This window comes from Pantoea sp. paga, from assembly GCF_007558755.1.
Lineage (GTDB): Bacteria > Pseudomonadota > Gammaproteobacteria > Enterobacterales > Enterobacteriaceae > Pantoea > Pantoea agglomerans.
This window is the reverse complement of record NZ_VLTF01000001.1, coordinates 430,815-447,886: the sequence shown is the minus strand read 5'-3', so window position 1 is coordinate 447,886 and position 17,072 is coordinate 430,815. Positions and strand designations below refer to the sequence as shown.

General features: G+C 54.6%; 18 protein-coding genes. 12 read left to right on the top strand and 6 right to left on the bottom strand.

Features of this window, described 5'->3' with window-relative positions:
• The first annotated feature begins 6 nt into the window (after positions 1-6).
• Together FOV68_RS02120 and FOV68_RS02115 are read left to right on the top strand one after the other, a co-directional pair.
• The gene (locus FOV68_RS02120) at positions 7-180 is read left to right on the top strand and encodes a hypothetical protein (RefSeq protein WP_162828786.1); all 174 of its coding nucleotides are present in this window, start codon (positions 7-9) and stop codon (positions 178-180) included.
• 163 nt (positions 181-343) lie between these two features.
• Complete coding sequence (locus FOV68_RS02115; protein WP_143990250.1) at positions 344-1,579, top strand: MFS transporter; 1,236 nt, start codon at positions 344-346, stop codon at positions 1,577-1,579.
• Positions 1,580-1,672: 93 nt separating this feature from the next.
• On the opposite strand, the gene pspF is transcribed toward FOV68_RS02115, so the two are convergent.
• Entirely contained in the window at positions 1,673-2,674 is a 1,002-nt protein-coding gene (gene pspF, locus FOV68_RS02110) for a phage shock protein operon transcriptional activator (protein WP_143990249.1), read from the bottom strand.
• 164 nt (positions 2,675-2,838) lie between these two features.
• On the opposite strand from pspF, the gene pspA reads away from it, so the two are divergent.
• The 6 genes from pspA to FOV68_RS02080 all read left to right on the top strand — a co-directional run bounded on the left by pspA (position 2,839) and on the right by FOV68_RS02080 (position 6,860).
• The gene (gene pspA, locus FOV68_RS02105; RefSeq protein ID WP_031591548.1) at positions 2,839-3,504 is read left to right on the top strand and encodes a phage shock protein PspA; all 666 of its coding nucleotides are present in this window, start codon (positions 2,839-2,841) and stop codon (positions 3,502-3,504) included.
• Positions 3,505-3,539: 35 nt separating this feature from the next.
• Positions 3,540-3,767 (top strand): envelope stress response membrane protein PspB, encoded by a 228-nt coding sequence (gene pspB / locus FOV68_RS02100; RefSeq protein ID WP_010244592.1) that lies wholly within the window; start codon positions 3,540-3,542, stop codon positions 3,765-3,767.
• A complete protein-coding gene (pspC, locus tag FOV68_RS02095) occupies positions 3,764-4,114 on the top strand; it encodes an envelope stress response membrane protein PspC (RefSeq protein ID WP_039386333.1) in 351 nt (116 codons plus the stop codon). Before pspB ends, pspC begins: the two co-directional genes overlap by 4 nt.
• A 61-nt stretch (positions 4,115-4,175) precedes the next feature.
• Positions 4,176-4,424 carry a phage shock protein PspD gene (gene pspD, locus FOV68_RS02090; RefSeq protein ID WP_010670225.1) on the top strand — a complete coding sequence of 83 codons (249 nt, stop codon included), beginning with the start codon at positions 4,176-4,178 and terminating at the stop codon, positions 4,422-4,424.
• Positions 4,405-5,802 (top strand): YcjX family protein, encoded by a 1,398-nt coding sequence (locus FOV68_RS02085; protein WP_069026332.1) that lies wholly within the window; start codon positions 4,405-4,407, stop codon positions 5,800-5,802. The genes pspD and FOV68_RS02085 overlap by 20 nt, the downstream gene beginning before the upstream one ends.
• A complete protein-coding gene (locus tag FOV68_RS02080; RefSeq protein WP_143990248.1) occupies positions 5,799-6,860 on the top strand; it encodes a YcjF family protein in 1,062 nt (353 codons plus the stop codon). Before FOV68_RS02085 ends, FOV68_RS02080 begins: the two co-directional genes overlap by 4 nt.
• A gap of 43 nt (positions 6,861-6,903) precedes the next feature.
• Here the strand turns inward: FOV68_RS02080 and FOV68_RS02075 are convergent, their stop codons facing one another.
• Genes FOV68_RS02075 through FOV68_RS02065 form a run of 3 tightly spaced genes read right to left on the bottom strand, consistent with a single transcriptional unit; the run spans position 6,904 to position 9,677 of the window.
• Positions 6,904-8,322, bottom strand: a complete 1,419-nt coding sequence (locus FOV68_RS02075; protein ID WP_143990247.1) for a hypothetical protein — start codon at positions 8,320-8,322, stop codon at positions 6,904-6,906.
• Positions 8,323-8,370: 48 nt separating this feature from the next.
• Positions 8,371-9,321 carry a glycosyltransferase family 2 protein gene (locus tag FOV68_RS02070; RefSeq protein WP_022625598.1) on the bottom strand — a complete coding sequence of 317 codons (951 nt, stop codon included), beginning with the start codon at positions 9,319-9,321 and terminating at the stop codon, positions 8,371-8,373.
• Complete coding sequence (locus FOV68_RS02065; protein ID WP_039386343.1) at positions 9,321-9,677, bottom strand: GtrA family protein; 357 nt, start codon at positions 9,675-9,677, stop codon at positions 9,321-9,323. The genes FOV68_RS02070 and FOV68_RS02065 overlap by 1 nt, the downstream gene beginning before the upstream one ends.
• Positions 9,678-9,906: 229 nt before the next feature.
• Here FOV68_RS02065 and tyrR point away from each other — a divergent pair, with 229 nt between their 5' ends.
• Positions 9,907-11,472 carry a transcriptional regulator TyrR gene (tyrR, locus tag FOV68_RS02060; protein WP_143990246.1) on the top strand — a complete coding sequence of 522 codons (1,566 nt, stop codon included), beginning with the start codon at positions 9,907-9,909 and terminating at the stop codon, positions 11,470-11,472.
• 50 nt (positions 11,473-11,522) lie between these two features.
• On the opposite strand, the gene tpx is transcribed toward tyrR, so the two are convergent.
• Positions 11,523-12,026, bottom strand: coding sequence for a thiol peroxidase (gene tpx / locus FOV68_RS02055; RefSeq protein WP_010244619.1), 504 nt, complete (start codon positions 12,024-12,026; stop codon positions 11,523-11,525).
• 146 nt (positions 12,027-12,172) lie between these two features.
• On the opposite strand from tpx, the gene ycjG reads away from it, so the two are divergent.
• The gene (ycjG, locus tag FOV68_RS02050) at positions 12,173-13,156 is read left to right on the top strand and encodes an L-Ala-D/L-Glu epimerase (RefSeq protein ID WP_143990245.1); all 984 of its coding nucleotides are present in this window, start codon (positions 12,173-12,175) and stop codon (positions 13,154-13,156) included.
• Here the strand turns inward: ycjG and mpaA are convergent.
• Positions 13,131-13,838 (bottom strand): murein tripeptide amidase MpaA, encoded by a 708-nt coding sequence (gene mpaA / locus FOV68_RS02045; RefSeq protein ID WP_033757784.1) that lies wholly within the window; start codon positions 13,836-13,838, stop codon positions 13,131-13,133. The two genes, ycjG and mpaA, sit on opposite strands and share 26 nt — an antisense overlap.
• Before the next feature lie 152 nt (positions 13,839-13,990).
• Here mpaA and FOV68_RS02040 point away from each other — a divergent pair, with 152 nt between their 5' ends.
• Positions 13,991-15,610 (top strand): ABC transporter substrate-binding protein, encoded by a 1,620-nt coding sequence (locus tag FOV68_RS02040; protein WP_143990244.1) that lies wholly within the window; start codon positions 13,991-13,993, stop codon positions 15,608-15,610.
• A 117-nt stretch (positions 15,611-15,727) separates the two neighbouring features.
• A complete protein-coding gene (gene zntB / locus FOV68_RS02035) occupies positions 15,728-16,711 on the top strand; it encodes a zinc transporter ZntB (RefSeq protein WP_064704283.1) in 984 nt (327 codons plus the stop codon).
• Positions 16,712-17,072: the final 361 nt, after the last annotated feature.

Here is a 17,072-nt window from a genome sequence, read left to right as displayed (position 1 = left end):
ATAAGAATGATTATTATTCATCTGCGCTTCGACGGTGGCTCTGCCGTAGAAGAGCACGACATTGCTCACATTGCTTCCAGTATTGTTGCCCGCCTTTTGGCGGGCTTTTTTTGGCTTATGCAGAGTGGCATGCCTGCCTGGACGGGGAAGGGAAAGCTGCTGAAAGAGCCGGCGCTTTGAATGCGGTGTGGCGATGAAAAAACGGGAGAGAAAAGTGAGTTAATGATGATGTTATCTCTGCTGGCCTCCCGTTTAGCTAAGCGGGTCCTGAATTAAACCGCACTTAACTATTACAAAAACGCAGGTACTATAAGCTCATCTTCTGGTCACCCACTTCCTGGCAATGAATAAATTCCAAAAAAACGTTCAGGCTTTTCAGCATACATCCTTTCGCTATCTCTTTTTTGGACGCCTGTTCACCGTGCTGGGCAATGGGATTGCACCCATTGCGCTGGCTTTTGCGGTACTGGATATTGGCGGGTCTGCTTCTGATTTAGGGATAGTGGTTGCGTCCCGTTCACTGTGTAACGTGCTTTTCCTGCTGGTGGGCGGTGTTGTCGCCGATCGCTACTCACGCAGTCGGGTATTAGTTTCATCGGCAGTGGTTGCCGCTGTTTCACAGGCTATCGTCGCCTGGTCTGTACTCGATGGCTCAGCAACTGTAATTAGCCTGACTTTGCTGGGTGCCCTGAATGGTGCGGCGGCAGGCATCGCGCTGCCTGCATCGTCTGCGCTGGTTCCGCAGGTGGTTCCAGCAACGAATTTGCGTCAGGCTAACGCATTAATCCAGCTGGGGATTTATGGCGGTACGGTGATGGGGGCATCGCTGGGGGGAATTATCACCAGCGCTGTCGGGCCGGGCTGGGGGCTGGCAATTGATGCGCTGGGTTTTGCTGTTTCCGCGCCGCTCTATTTCCTGATCCGTGTGAAATCGAATAAAGCCGCGGCTTCGCAAGGCAATATCCTGCTCGATATCAAAGAGGGATGGGCAGAGTTCGCCGGGCGAAGCTGGATTTGGTCGATAGTCCTTCAGTTCGCCATTATCAACGTCGCGTTCAATGGAATTGTAGAGGTATTTGGCCCGATGATTGCCGACGCCTCTTTCGGGCGGGCGCGATGGGGAATTATTGTGGCTGCTCATAGCGTAGGTTTAATTGCAGGTTCATTTCTGGCCATGAAATGGCATCCACGTCGTGACCTTCTGATTGGCGCGATGCTGGCGGGTCTTTGCGCACTCCCAATATTTATGCTGAGCCAGAATGCGCCAGCAGCACTGCTGATAGTGGGGTTCTTCATTGCTGGCATGTCATTGGGCCTGTTCGGCGTAACCTGGGCGCACTCATTACAGACTCATATCCCACCGGATAAACTGGCTCGCGTGTATGCTTATGATGCGATGGGTTCCTTTATCGCCATTCCCTTTGGACAACTTGTCGCGGGTCCGCTGGCAACACACTTTGGTATGAGTGCTGTATTGCTGATGTCAGCACTGGCCGTGGTGATGGCTACCGCTGGCGTCGGTCTGGTTCCTGCTATCCGGCAACCTGAAAAAATGGGGACTAAGTCGCCCAACTCGTAATGGACAGGCGGCTCAACGTGAAAAACAGCCCGGTTTATACCGGGTTGTTAATTCATAAGGCCGGGAAAAAATCATAGGTTGGGGTGGCGTTAATTAACTCTCTGCTTTTATATCGTGCTTCTTCATCATTGCGCGCAACTGATGATAGGTGACACCTAATAAGCCAGCCGCACGGCGTTGGTTATAACGTGCCTGCTGCAGGCTGGCTTCCACCAGATCCCGCTCCTGCTGATTCTGCCATTGACGCAGATCCAGCGGCAGGGCAGGCAACGTGCTGCTATCCGCGTCATGACTGGTCCGGATGACAGCAATCGGTTCAGGGCGTGAAGCAAACGGGTTGATAATGACATTATCCAGAGGCTGCTCGCTGCTGTTATGACGATAGACCGAGCGCTCCACCACGTTTTTAAGTTCGCGAACGTTGCCGGGCCAGTGGTAATCAAGCAGAGCCTGCTGCGCCCGTGGGGTAAAGCCGGGAAACAGTAACAGACCAAGCTCGCGACACATCTGGATAGCGAAATGCTCGGCCATCACCAGTATATCGCTGCGTCGTTCGCGCAGTGGCGGTAACTGCACCACATCAAAGGCCAGACGATCCAGCAGATCGGCGCGGAATTTTCCCGCTGCCGCCAGCGAAGGCAGGTCTTCGTTGGTCGCACAGACCAGCCGCACATTTACCTGCAGGGAGTGATTGCCGCCGACCCGCTCCAGCTGTCCATATTCAATAACCCTGAGCAGCTTTTCCTGAACCAGCATCGGTGCCGTTGCCAGCTCATCCAGAAACAGCGTGCCGCCGTCAGCACGTTCAAAACGGCCAAGATGGCGCTTCTGCGCGCCGGTAAAGGCGCCAGCCTCATGACCAAACAGTTCAGAATCGAGCAGATTTTCATTCAGCGCGGCACAGTTCAGCGAGATAAACGGCCCCTGCCAGCGGTCAGAGAGATAGTGCAGTCGGCTGGCGATCAGCTCTTTGCCCGTTCCACGCTCGCCAATCACCAGTACCGGTTTCTCTAGGGGAGCCAGTTTGGAAACCTGCTCCAGCACCTCAAGAAAATTGTTCGACTCCCCCAGGAGATTATCGCTAGTGCCTGTCATGATGAATTTCGCCATCCCTTAATCATTTTGACTATCTTAAAACAAGCGGGAAGGGCTGTAAAATTTAAAATGTTATAAAAATCAATAAATTATAAAATTGGCACGCATTTTGTATTAACTCAGCAGGACTTCACGTTTTAAAACATTAAAAGAGGAACATCATTATGGGTATTTTTTCTCGTTTCGCCGACATCGTTAATGCCAACATTAATTCCCTGCTGGAGCGTGCGGAAGATCCGCAGAAACTGGTCCGGCTGATGATTCAGGAAATGGAAGACACCTTAGTTGAAGTGCGCTCCACCTCTGCACGAGCACTGGCTGAAAAGAAACAGTTGTCACGCCGTATTGAGCAGGCGGAGATTCAGCAGGCTGAGTGGCAGGAAAAAGCGGAGCTGGCGCTGCGCAAAGATAAAGATGATCTGGCCCGTTCCGCGCTGATTGAAAAACAGAAACTCACCGATCTTATCGCCTCTCTGAAACAGGAAGTGGGCCATGTTGAAGAGACGCTGGAGCGCATGAAAGGCGAAATCAGCGAGCTGGAGAAAAAACTGAGTGAGACACGTGCCCGTCAGCAGGCGTTAACGCTGCGTCATCAGGCGGCCTCTTCATCACGCGATGTTCGTCGTCAGCTGGACAGCGGTAAGATCGACGAAGCAATGGCACGGTTTGAATCTTTTGAACGTCGTATCGACCATATGGAAGCGGAAGCAGAAAGCCACGGTTTTGGTAAACCAAAAACGCTGGACCAGGAGTTTACTGACCTGAAAGCGGACGATGAAATCAGCCAGCAGCTTAATGCGCTGAAAGCCAAAATGAACCGCAGTGAGTAATCATCGACGTTGCGATAAGTGATTAAGGAGAGTCAATGAGCGCACTTTTTTTCGCCATACCGTTAACGATCTTCGTGTTGTTTGTCGCACCGATCTGGTTATGGCTGCATTACAACAACAAACGCAACGGCGGTTCGGAACTGTCGCAAAGCGAAATCCAGCGCCTGCAGCGCGTGACCCAGGACGCGCAGCGGATGCGCGAACGTATTGACGCGCTGGAAGCGATTCTGGACGCCGAACATCCCAACTGGAGGCAGCCATGATTAAAGGACGCAAGTTGTGGCGCAAGCCAGACGAAGGGAAATTTATGGGTGTCTGCGCAGGCCTGGCAGAGTATCTCGATATTCCGGTTCGTCTGCTGCGTGTCATCGTGGTGTTATCACTGTTCTTTGGCCTGTTTCTCTTTACGGTGATCGCCTACTTTGTGCTGGGTTTTGTGCTGGATGTGAAACCCGCCTCTGCCTCCCGGACTGAGCGCCAGCCCAGCGCCAGTGAACTGCTGGATCAGCTGGAGAGCACCCTGCAACGGGATGAGCGCAGCGTGCGCGACCTGGAACGCTATGTGACGTCTGAAACCTTCAGCGTGCGCAGCCGCTTCCGCCAGATTTGATTCTGCTACTGTTATTGCCGGGCCTGTCTCAGGCCCGTTCGCTCACTCAATGGAGGTGTTGATGTCTTTTTCGCGATCCACTGCTTTTCGCCACCGCGCGGCACCTGCATTGAAGTCGGCCGCTAAATTCATCATTATTAATGCTGTTACCTACGGTCCCGCCGGTGTCACTGGCTGGGCAGTGAAATCGGTAGCGCGACGCCCGTTACGTCTGCTGCTGGCTGTGGCGCTTGAGCCATTGCTGAAACGCGTGATGAACCGGGTGGCATCGCGCTTCATCAGGGAGAAAGATGAAAAGACTGCAAACTGAATTGATGGCGTTGATGAACCGTGGCGTTGATCGCCACCTGCGGCTGGCGGTAACCGGATTAAGCCGCAGCGGCAAAACCGCCTTCATCACCTCACTGGTTAATCAGCTTTTAACCGTTCACAGCGGCGCGCGTTTGCCGCTGTTTTCCGTGGTGCGGGATGAGCGCCTGTTAGGCGTAAAGCGGGTGCCCCAGCGTGACATGGGCACGGCCCGTTTCACCTATGACGAAGGGCTGGCACAGCTCTATAGCACGCCGCCTGCCTGGCCCACCCCCACACGCGGCGTCAGCGAAATGCGTCTGGCGCTGCGTTATCGTCCCAATGATTCGCTGCTGCGTCACCTGAAAGAGACCGCGACACTCTATCTGGAGATTGTCGACTATCCCGGCGAATGGCTGCTGGATCTGCCGATGCTGGCGCAGGATTATCTCGCCTGGTCCCGGCAGATGAACGGTCTGCTGCAGGGCGATCGGGCTGAGTGGGCAAAGCCCTGGCGTACCCTCTGCGAAAAACTCGACCCGCTTGCACCCGCCGATGAAACCCAGCTGGCAGAGATTGCCGCTGCCTGGACCGACTATCTGCATCGCTGCAAATCTGAAGGCTTACACTTTATTCAGCCCGGTCGCTTCGTGCTGCCTGGCGATATGGCAGGCGCCCCCGCGCTGCAGTTTTTCCCCTGGCCGACGGCTGATGAAACGCAACTTACTAAGCTGGCGCAGGCGGACAAGGGCAGTAACTTCAGCATGCTGCAGCAGCGGTTTAACTACTACTGTCAGCATGTGGTGAAAGGTTTCTATAAAAATCATTTTCTGCGCTTTGACCGCCAGATTGTGCTGGTTGACTGCCTGCAACCGCTTAATAGCGGACCCCAGGCGTTTAACGATATGCGGCTGGCACTGACGCAGCTGATGCAGAGTTTTCATTACGGTCAGCGAACCCTGTTTCGGCGGCTCTTTTCACCGGTAATCGACAAATTGCTGTTTGCCGCCACTAAGGCGGATCACATCACCAGCGATCAGCACGGCAATATGGTGTCACTGCTGCAGCAACTGGTGCAGGATGCCTGGCAGAATGCGGCGTTTGAAGGGATTAGCATGGATTGCATCGGGCTGGCGTCAGTTCAGGCGACGCAGAGCGGGCTGGTCGATCACCGCGGCGAGAAGATCCCGGCCCTGCGCGGAAACCGGCTGGATGATGGTGAGCCGCTCACCGTCTATCCGGGCGAAGTCCCGCCGCGTCTGCCCGGTAATGCCTTCTGGCAGCAGCAGGGTTTTCAGTTTGAACAGTTCCGGCCGCAGCAGCTTGATGTCGATCGCCCGCTGCCACATATCCGCATGGATGCCGCGCTGGAATTTTTATTGGGAGATAAATTGCGATGAGTGATCCGCTGAAGCCGCGTATCGATTTTGCCCGTCCGCTGGATGAGAGCAGCGCCACGCCGCTGCGCCCGGCGCAGACTTTTGAAGCGGAAGCGCAGGCGGCGTTTCTGGCGGTGCAGGATGAAGAAGTCGCTGTCGAAGAGGAGGGCGCTGGTGAACGGGCGGTGGAAGCTGCGCTGAAACCTAAGCGCAGCCTGTGGCGCAAACTGGTGACCGCTGGCGTGCTGCTGTTTGGCGTCAGCGTGATTGCACAGGGTGTCCAGTGGACACATGACGCCTGGCTGGCCCGCGACTGGTTTTTGCTGGGTAGCGGCGTGGCGGGTGGTCTGATCGTCCTGGCGGGTGTGGGTGCGCTGACTACCGAGTGGCGTCGTCTCTATCAGCTGCGTCAGCGCGCCGAGGAGCGGGATGTGGGCCGTGAGCTGCTGCACAGTCATGGTATCGGCAAAGGCCGGGCATTCTGCGAAAAACTGGCGCAGCAGGCAGAGCTGGATCAGGCGCATCCGGCCCTGCAGCGCTGGCATGCCTCGCTGCACGAAACCCACAATGACAGTGAAATTGTCCGCTTATATGCGCAACTGGTGCAGCCGGTGCTGGATCGGCAGGCGCGGCGCGAAATCAGCCGTCATGCTGCAGAAGCCACGCTGATGATTGCGGTCAGCCCGCTGGCGCTGGTGGATATGGCGTTTATCGCCTGGCGTAATCTGCGGCTGGTCAATCGCATCGCGGCTATTTACGGCATTGAGCTAGGCTACTTCAGCCGCATCCGGCTGTTCCGACTGGTGCTGCTCAATATGGCCTTTGCCGGAGCTTCCGAACTGGTGCGGGAAGTGGGTATGGACTGGATGTCGCAGGATATCGCCGCCCGGCTTTCCACGCGCGCCGCGCAGGGCATTGGCGCAGGTTTGCTGACCGCAAGGCTGGGCATCAAAGCGATGGAGCTGTGCCGTCCACTGCCGTGGCTGGATCAGGATAAACCACGGCTCGGCGATTTCCGTCGTGAGCTGCTGGGCCAGTTAAAAGAGGCGTTGCAGAAGGGCGGCAATAAGTCAGCCTGACGCGCTCGTGACAAATTAAAGGCGGCATTGCCGCCTTTATTCATTAGTGTGCCTGACGCAGCACCTGTCGGGAGTCGATGACCAGACACTCACCCGGACAGCCCGACTCATCAGTGATCACCGGATCCGCTGGCAGCGTGTAGGCCATTCCATTTTTCTCCCTGATAAAATGCGCCATCCCGGCAAATGTCCATGACATGCTTAACCCCAGTCCGCCGAAGTCGTCATATTTTCTTAACGTCGCAACTTTCGGCAGATACTCGCCGGTCAGCCGATAATAGAGCGCACCCTGAAAATCTTTAGGTACCTGCTGAGTGATTGCCTGCTCAAGCAGGGCAAATTCTTTGCGGGCGGGCACCGAGTAGCCATTAATCAGGTGGCTTATCGACAGCGAGGCGGCAGCTATCACCAGCAGTGCATAAAAGGTTTTTTTCCATTTTAACTTTTTGCTGATTTCAAACAGGCCCAGGATAAACGCGCTGGTGGTGATCAGCGCACCGGCAATCAGGGTTCGGTAGGCCGCCATACTTTCACTGACAATCAGATTAGGCAGAGCGGCAATCAGCAGTAAGATAAACATCAGATAAAATTTGTCGTTGCCTGCTGCTTTAATTTTCTTAAGCCCAAAGCCAATAATGATCGATGAGATGATCACCGACACGGATTTTGCGCCGAGGTCAAAGTTGCAGATTACGTTCTTAAGGTATTCGCTGAAAAACCATTTCAGTTTAACCGGGACGTCGTAGCTGAATGCGGAACGCGGCAGCGAATGACCATAAATCTGGACAGGCAGTACCTTCGAGGCAATGAGCGCTGCGAACATTCCTGCGCCCAGCACCATCAGAGAGATTACCGCACGCTTCTTATCGATTTTTCGCTCTGAAAGGCACAAATCCAGTGCGGCAAAGAAGGTAAAGCTCATCGCTGCCGGTTGATAAAGACAGAAGGCTATGGTCAGCAGGCAGACCGCTATAATGCGACCTGTGATGCCCGGTTTTATCGAGAAGCGGTAGCTGGCACCTGCCAGCAGAATTGCAGCGATATAGGGAAAGCAGGATGCCCATGCAATATAAACCTGGAAGGAGGGCAGCAGACTAAGCAATAACGCAAAGGTGATCCGCTGAGCCTGATTCTCCAGCAGCGCATATTTCTGACACAGGGTATAGATGTAGTATCCGGTAAAGATGAGCAGAACAATTGCGACAGAACGCAGCAGCGCCAGGCGTTCTACGCTTTCCACCAGAAAAGAGGCGCTGTACTGAATAATGCCATATACCGGCCTGCCGGATAACGTGTCCCAGTTTAAAATACTCAGCTTGTCAAAATTAGCCCAGTAGAGGTTTGTCCAGTCATCGGTGTAGGCATAATGGGTTAAATAAGCAGGACTGTAAGCAATCAGGAAAACTGTCACAAAAAGCAAAAAGACCTGACGGCGGGTTATGCCGGTATCAGTGGCGATCATCTGTCATCCTTATTAATCTGTCCATCTTCTCTGCCCCTGAGTGGGCATTTAGTCGGTATTCTGAGGGGAGTTAATTTTTTTCGGCGCGGATTTTCGCAAAATATAGCGAGGACGATTCTTGGTTTCCATGTAAATGCGACCGATATATTCACCCAGCACGCCAATCCCAATAAGCTGAACGCCACCAAGAAACAGCACGGAAACCAGAATAGAGGGATAGCCTGGCACCGGGTTACCAAACAGCAGCTTATCCAGGATCATCCAGAGTCCATATAGAAAAGCTAGCGAGGCCACCAGAAAACCCAGATATGACCAGATGCGAAGTGGAACCGTAGAGAATGAGGTCAGTCCCTCCAGCGCAAGATTCCACAGCTTCCAGCCGCCGAATTTACTATGGCCCGCGATCCGCTCAGTACGCACATATTCCACGATATCAGTCTTTCCGCCGACCCAGCTCAGAATCCCCTTCATAAAGAGATTCTTCTCGGGCAGCAGCTTAATATTTTCGACGACTTCACGCGACATCAGACGGAAATCACCGACATTCTCTTCTATCTGCGGATGGCTGATGCTGTTATGCAGTTTGTAAAACCAGCGGGCGGTTTTGCGTTTGAGGTGGCCATCGGCACTTCTGTCCATCCGCTTGGCAAGAACAATATCAGCACCCGCCAGCCACTTGCTGATCATCTCAGGGATAACAGTGATGGGGTCCTGTAAGTCCACATCTATCGGGATAACGGCATCGCCGGTTGCGGCTTCCAGGCCGGCAAACAGCGCGGGTTCCTTGCCGAAATTACGAATAAACGACAGGCTACGTACCAGCGGATCGCTCTGACTCAGTTGGGTAATCAGCGCATGCGTTGCATCTGTGCTGCCATCATCAACAAAAACAATCTCAACCTGCCATGCTGCCAGCGCTTCATATTTTCTGACCGCGTCATAAAAAAGAGGGATGACCTCCTCTTCATTAAATACCGGTACCACCAGAGAGATTTTCATTATTCTCCTTTAAATACGATAAAGCGGGAAAAAAGAAAGCCACACGCCAGACTGATAGCCGATGAGGTGATCAGCGTAATAATCGGATAGAGGCCGAATCGATCAGCCAGATAACCGACGCTGAATGCCATCGCGCCCATAAAAAAGACGTAAAGAATATATCGCCACGCTGTCGCCTGCTGTTTAAATGTCCATCGCGCATTAACAAAGAAAGAGAAGGTAACGGCCAGGCAAAAAGCAATCAGGTTCGCGGTCGACTGGAACAGCCCCAGACTGAGGCAGATAAAAAAGGTCACCCAATGAATCAGGGTATTTACCAGACCCACAGTCAGATATTTTGCGAAGAAAGTCAGCATTTTATAATCATTTCTAATCGGTTGGGAAAAATATACAGCAATCCGCCAGCAATCAACAGTCTGGTGCTGACAAAGGCTGACAATCAGTGGCGGCTCGTATGATTCAGCAGGGCAGTACAAAAGTCCGCCATACGCGCCGGAGCTGTCAACTTTTCCTGACAGATCCCTTTCTGCAGGTGCGCGACTTAGCGTATTATTGTCTTATCTGAACCTGATTAAGGCGAACGCAATGCGTCTGGAAGTGTTCTGTCAGGACCGACTCGGTCTGACGCGTGAACTGCTCGATCTGCTGGTGGCACGCAACATTGATTTACGCGGTATCGAAATCACGGCGCTGGGCCGCATCTACCTGAACTTTTCTGCACTGGAATTTGACGCCTTCAGCAATCTGATGGCTGAAATCCGGCGTACACCGGGCGTAACAGATGTGCGCACGGTAGCGTACATGCCCTCTGAACGCGAGCATCGTGCGCTGAGCGCGCTGCTGGTGGCGATGCCGGATCCGGTTTTCTCCATCGATCTGAAAAGCAAGGTTGAACTGGCTAATCCGGCCGCACAGAACCTGTTTAATCTCGATGAAGAGAAGATGCGCAACTTCAGCGCCGGTAATCTGATTAACGGCTTCAACTTCATGCGCTGGCTGGAGAGCGATCGGGTTGAAGCGCAGGCGCAGCATGTGGTCATTGAGGGCCGCGATTTTCTGATGGAAGCGCGTCCTATTTATCTGCCGGGCGAAGAGGGTCAGAACGACAGGCCGGTGGGAGCGATGGTGATGCTGAAGTCGACAGCCCGCATGGGTCGTCAGTTGCAGAATCTGGTGGTCACCGATGAATCGGAGTTTGACCATATCATTGCTGTCACGCCGAAGATGCGTCAGGTGGTGGATCAGGCGCGTAAACTGGCGATGCTCGATGCGCCTTTACTGATTGTTGGCGACACCGGCACCGGGAAAGATATGCTGGCACGCGCCTGCCATCTGCGCAGTGCCCGTGGCAGGAATCCCTTCCTGGCGCTGAACTGTGCCTCTCTGCCCGACGACGTCGCCGAAAGCGAGCTGTTTGGTCATGCCGCCGGAGCCTATCCGAATGCGCTGGAAGGCAAGAAGGGCTTTTTTGAGCAGGCTAATGGCGGCTCTGTGCTGCTGGATGAGATTGGTGAGATGTCGCCGAGAATGCAGACCAAGCTGCTGCGTTTTCTCAATGATGGCACCTTCCGCCGCGTCGGTGAAGAGCATGAAGTGCATGTCAATGTGCGGGTAATCTGCGCTACGCAGAAAAACCTGATTGAACTGGTGCAGCGCGGGGAGTTCCGCGAGGATCTCTTTTACCGGCTCAATGTGCTGACGCTGCAACTGCCGCCTCTGCGCGATCGCCCGCAGGATATTCTGCCGCTGACCGAGATGTTTGTTGCCCGCTTTGCGGATGAGCAGGGGATGGCGCGTCCGCGACTCTCACCGCAGCTTAACGCTTTTCTGACCCGCTACGCCTGGCCTGGCAACGTGCGTCAGCTGAAAAATGCGCTTTATCGGGCGTTAACCCAACTGGAAGGTTACGAACTGCGTCCGCAGGATATCGTGTTGCCTGAACAGGCTCTGGATGTGTCACTGGGCGATGAGGCGCTGGAAGGGACGCTGGATCAGATCACCAGTCGTTTCGAACGGTCGATTCTGACGCGGCTCTATCTCTCCTATCCCAGCACCCGAAAACTGGCAAAACGGCTTGGTGTGTCGCATACGGCGATTGCTAATAAATTGCGGGAGTATGGTCTGGGGCAGAAGCGCACCGAAAGCGAGTAAACGGCAAACAGAAGATGAGAAGCGGATAACCTGGTTATCCGCTTTTTTTATTACTTCAGCGCGGTCAGCGCAGCGTCATAATCTGGCTCAGTGGTGATTTCATCAACCAGCTGGCTGTAGATCACTTTATCGTTCTCATCCAGCACAATTACGGCACGTGCGGTCAGACCTTCCAGCGCACCATCGGCAATTTCCACGCCATAATCATATTTAAACTCTGAGCCGCGCAGGGTCGACAACGTCACCACGTTGTTCAGGTTTTCTGCGCCACAGAATCGCGACTGGGCAAACGGCAGATCGGCAGAGATGCATAACACCACGGTGTTATTCAGTTCGCTCGCGGCCTGATTGAATTTGCGCACCGATGAAGCACAGACACCGGTATCTACGCTCGGGAAAATGTTCAGAATTTTGCGTTTTCCTGCATACTCAGAGAGCGCGACGTTGACCAGGTTTTTCGCTACCAGCGTGAAAGCTTTGGCTTTATCGCCAGCCTGAGGAAACTGACCCGCAACCGGTACGGCGTTACCCTGAAAATGAACAGTCTGAGACATAGTGATTCCTTTTAATGATAAAAAAGATCTGACACAAAACGGCTAAAGATAGCCGTTGTTTATGACATAAATGTTAAGGGTTTACGAGTTCAATTGTGGAATTTAACGTGGCGGTCTGCCACTGCGTCGCACATTGTGGAGTGGAAATGAGAACGGTAAAAAGTTATCCCGAAGCCTGGCCGTTGCATACGCCGTTTGTCATTGCCCGTGGAACCCGGACTGAAGTCAAAGTGGTGGTGGTGGAAATTGAGGAAGACGGAGTAAAAGGCGTTGGCGAAGCGACGCCTTATGCGCGCTATGGTGAAAGCGAGGCCTCGGTGCTGGCGCAAATCGCCGCGCTGCTGCCCGCGCTGCAACAAGGCATGACGCGCGAGGCGTTACAACAGGCGCTGCCCGCCGGGGCTGCGCGCAACGCCATTGACAGCGCACTGTGGGATCTCGCCGCACACCAGCAGCAGAGCAGCCTCTGGCAGCTTAGCGGCGTGACCGCACCTGAGGATGTGGTGACCGCGCAGACCGTCAGCATTGATACCCCCGAGGCAATGGCCAGCAGTGCGCTGGCGCTGTGGCAGCATGGTGCAACCCTGTTGAAGATTAAGCTGGATAATAATTTCATTACCGAACGGCTGATGGCGATTCGCGCCGCCGTGCCGGACGCGACCCTGATTGTGGATGCCAATGAATCCTGGCACGCCGAAGGTCTGGCGGCGCGCTGTCAGCTGCTGGCGGACATCAATGTGGCGATGCTGGAACAGCCCCTGCCAGCGGGTGAGGATGCGGCGCTGGAGAACTTTATCCATCCATTACCGATCTGCGCCGATGAGAGCTGTCACACCCGCGAAAGTCTGGCGGCGCTGCGAGGTCGTTATGAGATGATCAACATCAAGCTGGATAAAGCGGGCGGGCTGACCGAGGCGCTGGCACTGGCCGATGCGGCTCAGCAGCAGGGTTTTGCGGTAATGCTCGGCTGCATGCTCTGCACCTCGCGGGCGATACGCGCCGCACTGCCGCTGGTGCCGCAGACCCGCTTTGCCGATCTCGACGGGCCGACCTGGCTGGCGGTAGATGCAGAACCGGCGATTAAAGTGCGCAACGGTCAGCTGATCATTGCTGCCAGCGCAGCAGATTAACCATCATCTCCAGGTAGGTTTCAGTGGCTTCATCCACTGAAATCACCGGCATTTCAGCAGTCACGCAGGGCAGACTGAGATCTTTACACCAGCTGCCGAATGAGCCTGGCGTGTCATAACCAACGCTACTGACCCGCGGAAGGCCGGTGTGGCTGGCCAGCCAGCCCCCAATCTCTGCCTGATGCGGGTCGTCAATACAGCCCAGCGGTTCATGCCATGAGACGATCCAGCGTGGTTTCAGCTGATGAATCAGCGCACAGAGCGCCTGGGTTTCCGGTTCAGAAGCCGGATGAGTGCCGGTCGAGAGCGCCACATCACGATCATCGGCAGCGCTGTTCCAGCGATACACCGTCTCGCCTGACTGCCAGTTCGCCGCCGGAAAGTTGCGGTTGAGATCGACGCCGTTTGCGTTCGCGCGCAGTCCGAGCTGACAGCCATCAGGATTGACCGCTAACACCACGTGGTGCCGCCGCATTCCATCAGGCAGCGTCCGTAATGCGGCGGAGAGGGTGGCGATGGCCGCATTCTCATCACCGTGGGTACCCGCCAGAATCAACCCGCTCTCGGGATCGCCCAGCGGCGCCGGAAACCAGAGCAGCGGCGCACCCAGCACTGAGCGGCCATACTGCTGATAGGGGACGTCCAGTTTGCCGCGCAGGGGACGTGGATGGAGTGGCGACATAGTTATTTCCTCAAAGGGTTTTACTAAAAGTAGCGGAAAAGCCGTGTGCGGAAAATAGCTATTTATCTGTCAGCCATTTGCGCTAAAGTGCCCTGCACAAGTTGCATCGGCAACAGACTGATGCAGCGCTTCTTTGGGGTAAAGGAGTGATAATGGTCAAGACCTTTCGCATGACGCTGGCAGCAATCAGCCTGAGCAGCATCATCACACCCGCCATCGCGGCGAATCCACCCGCTGGCGCACAGCTGGCTGAACAGCAGCAGATCGTTCGCCATATTAAAGATGAACCCTCTTCGCTCGATCCGCTTAAAGCGGTAGGACTGCCTGAAATTCAGGTGATACGCGATCTGTTTGAAGGGCTGACCAATCAGGATGCACAGGGCAAAATCGTGCCGGGCGTGGCGCAGAGCTGGAGCAGCAGCGATAACAAAACCTGGGTCTTTACGCTGCGTAATAACGCGCGCTGGTCGAACGGTGATCCGGTCACGGCTCAGGATTTTGTCTACAGCTGGCAGCGGCTGGTCGATCCGAAAAACAGTTCAGCCTTTGCCTGGTTCGCGGGCTTAAGCGGTATTCAGAATGCGGCAGCGATTACCAAAGGCGAAATGACGCCCGACAAGCTGGGGGTGGTCGCACAGAGTAAAAACCAGCTTAAGGTGACGCTGGATCGTCCGGTGCCGTGGTTCCCGGCGCTGGTGGCTAACGTGGCGCTTTTTCCGGTGCCGCAGAAAATTATTGCGCAACAGGGTGACAGCTGGACGTCACCCGGCAAACTGGTGGGCAACGGGGCTTATCAGCTCAGCGAACGCGTAGTAAACGAAAAAATCGTACTGACACGTAATCCTCACTACTGGGATGATGCGCATTCGGTGCTGACGAAAGTGACTTTCGTGCCGATTAATGAAGAGTCGAGCGCCACTAAACGTTATCGATCCAACGATATTGATATCACCGAATCCTTCCCTAAAAACATGTATGCGCTACTGAAGAAAACCCTGCCCGGAGAGGTGTACACACCTGACCAGTTAGGCACCTACTACTACGCGTTTAACACGCAGAAAGGGCCGACGGCCGATGTGCGGGTTCGCAAAGCGCTCTCCTGGTCTATCGATCGGAAAGTGATTGCTGAAAAAGTGCTGGGCACCGGTGAGAAACCGGCGTGGCACTTTACGCCAGATGTGACAGCAGGCTTTAAGCCATTGCCCACATTTATGCAACAGCACGATCAGAACAGCCTGAATGCACAGGCCAAATCGCTGCTCGCTGCTGCCGGTTACGGTCCCGGCAAGCCGCTGAAACTCAAACTGCTCTATAACACCTCTGAGAGCCACCAGAAGATTGCGATTGCTGTGGCCTCGATGTGGAAAAAGAACCTGGGTGTGGATGTCACGCTGGAGAACCAGGAGTGGAAAACCTATATCGACAGCCGTAACAGCGGAAACTTCGATGTGATACGCGCCTCGTGGGTCGGTGACTACAATGAACCCTCCACCTTCCTGAATCTGCTGACGTCGGGCAACAGCAGCAACATCGCGCGCTTTAACAACGCGGATTATGATGCGGTTATCGCCAAAGCCAGCCGGGAGACCAGCGATCAGGTACGTAACAGCGATTACAACCGTGCCGAGCAGATCCTGGCTGAGCAGGCTCCGATCGCCCCCATCTATCAGTACACCAATGGCCGCCTGATTAAGCCCTGGGTTAAAGGCTATCCCATCACTAACCCTGAAGATGTCGCCTATAGTCGTGAACTTTGGATTGAAAAGCACTGAGTGCAGGTGGCCGGTCAACCGGCCACCCTCTGACATCTTTCTACACAGCCCGGAGATTGCAACTCAACACCGTCACGCTAGACTGTATCGTATTGATTTTAGTGGTGAGGCGATGGTGTGGACGTAATTGAAGGAAAAGCGTTACAGGTTTCAGATGCCATAATTTCCTGCCAGCTGGATGGCAAGGGCGGGATGATCCCGATTGCTGAAGATGAAGTCATCCAGTGTGAGCAGCCCTGCTGGCTCCATCTGAACTATACCCACCGTAAGAGCGCGGAGTGGCTGCAGTCGACGCCACAAATCCCTGATGCCGTGCGAGACGCCTTAGCAGGCGACAGTATGCGTCCACGCGTCAGCCGGCTGGGCGACGGCTTTATGATCGTGCTGCGCAGCGTCAACCACAACAGCGATGCGCGTCGCGACCAACTGGTGGTGATGCGGGTGTTTATCAACGATAAACTCATCGTCTCGACCCGGCGGCGTAAAGTTTCTGCCGTCGATGAAGTCCTTACGGATTTGCAGAATGGTAATGGCCCGATTGACTGCGGCAGCTGGCTGGTCGATGTCTGTGATGCCCTGACCGATCACACCAGCGAATTTATCGAAGATTTACATGACAAAATCATTGAGCTGGAAGATGCGCTGCTTGACCAGCGGATGCCGGCACGAGGCGAACTCGGCCTGCTGCGCAAACAGCTGATTGTGATGCGGCGGTATATGGCACCGCAGCGGGATGTCTATGCGCGGCTGGCCAGTGAAAAACTGGCCTGGATGGATGACAGCGAACGGCGCCGGATGCAGGAAATTGCCGATCGGCTGGGACGCGGGCTGGATGATCTGGATGCGGGCGTGGCGCGTACCGCGATTCTGGCTGATGAGGTTGCTTCTGCGATGGCGGAGTCGATGAACCGTCGTACCTATACCATGTCACTGATGGCGATGATTTTTCTGCCAGCTACCTTCCTGACCGGCTTGTTTGGCGTCAACCTGGGCGGTATTCCGGGCGGCGAATGGCGATACGGTTTCTCTATCTTCTGTCTGCTGCTGGTGGCACTGGCCGTCGGGGTAGCGGGGTACCTGCGCAAACGGCGCTGGCTCTGACGTTATGTGTAGCGTATCGGTTATCTGCGCTGAAAATCCCGTAAAGGACGCAAAAGCTGATCGACATCAAGAACCCATTGTCGCTGCTGACGCAAACTCTCTCCCGCAGGTGAATGCAACGTCAAGCGATGGGCGTTGCGCTCCATATTGTCTTACTTCCTAATTTAGAATTAATGCATAGCACATTTAATTCGAAACATGCCGGCCCGTGTGCCGGCTTTTTTTTTGCCCGCCTGGCTGTAACGCCGTTCCTTACCTAAGCTTAAAATCCATTCGCAACAAAAGGAGTACGGCATGAGCGCGATTTTTAACAGCGAGCCGATCCCCACGGATCCGACCCCGATTCCTGAGCCGATTCCTC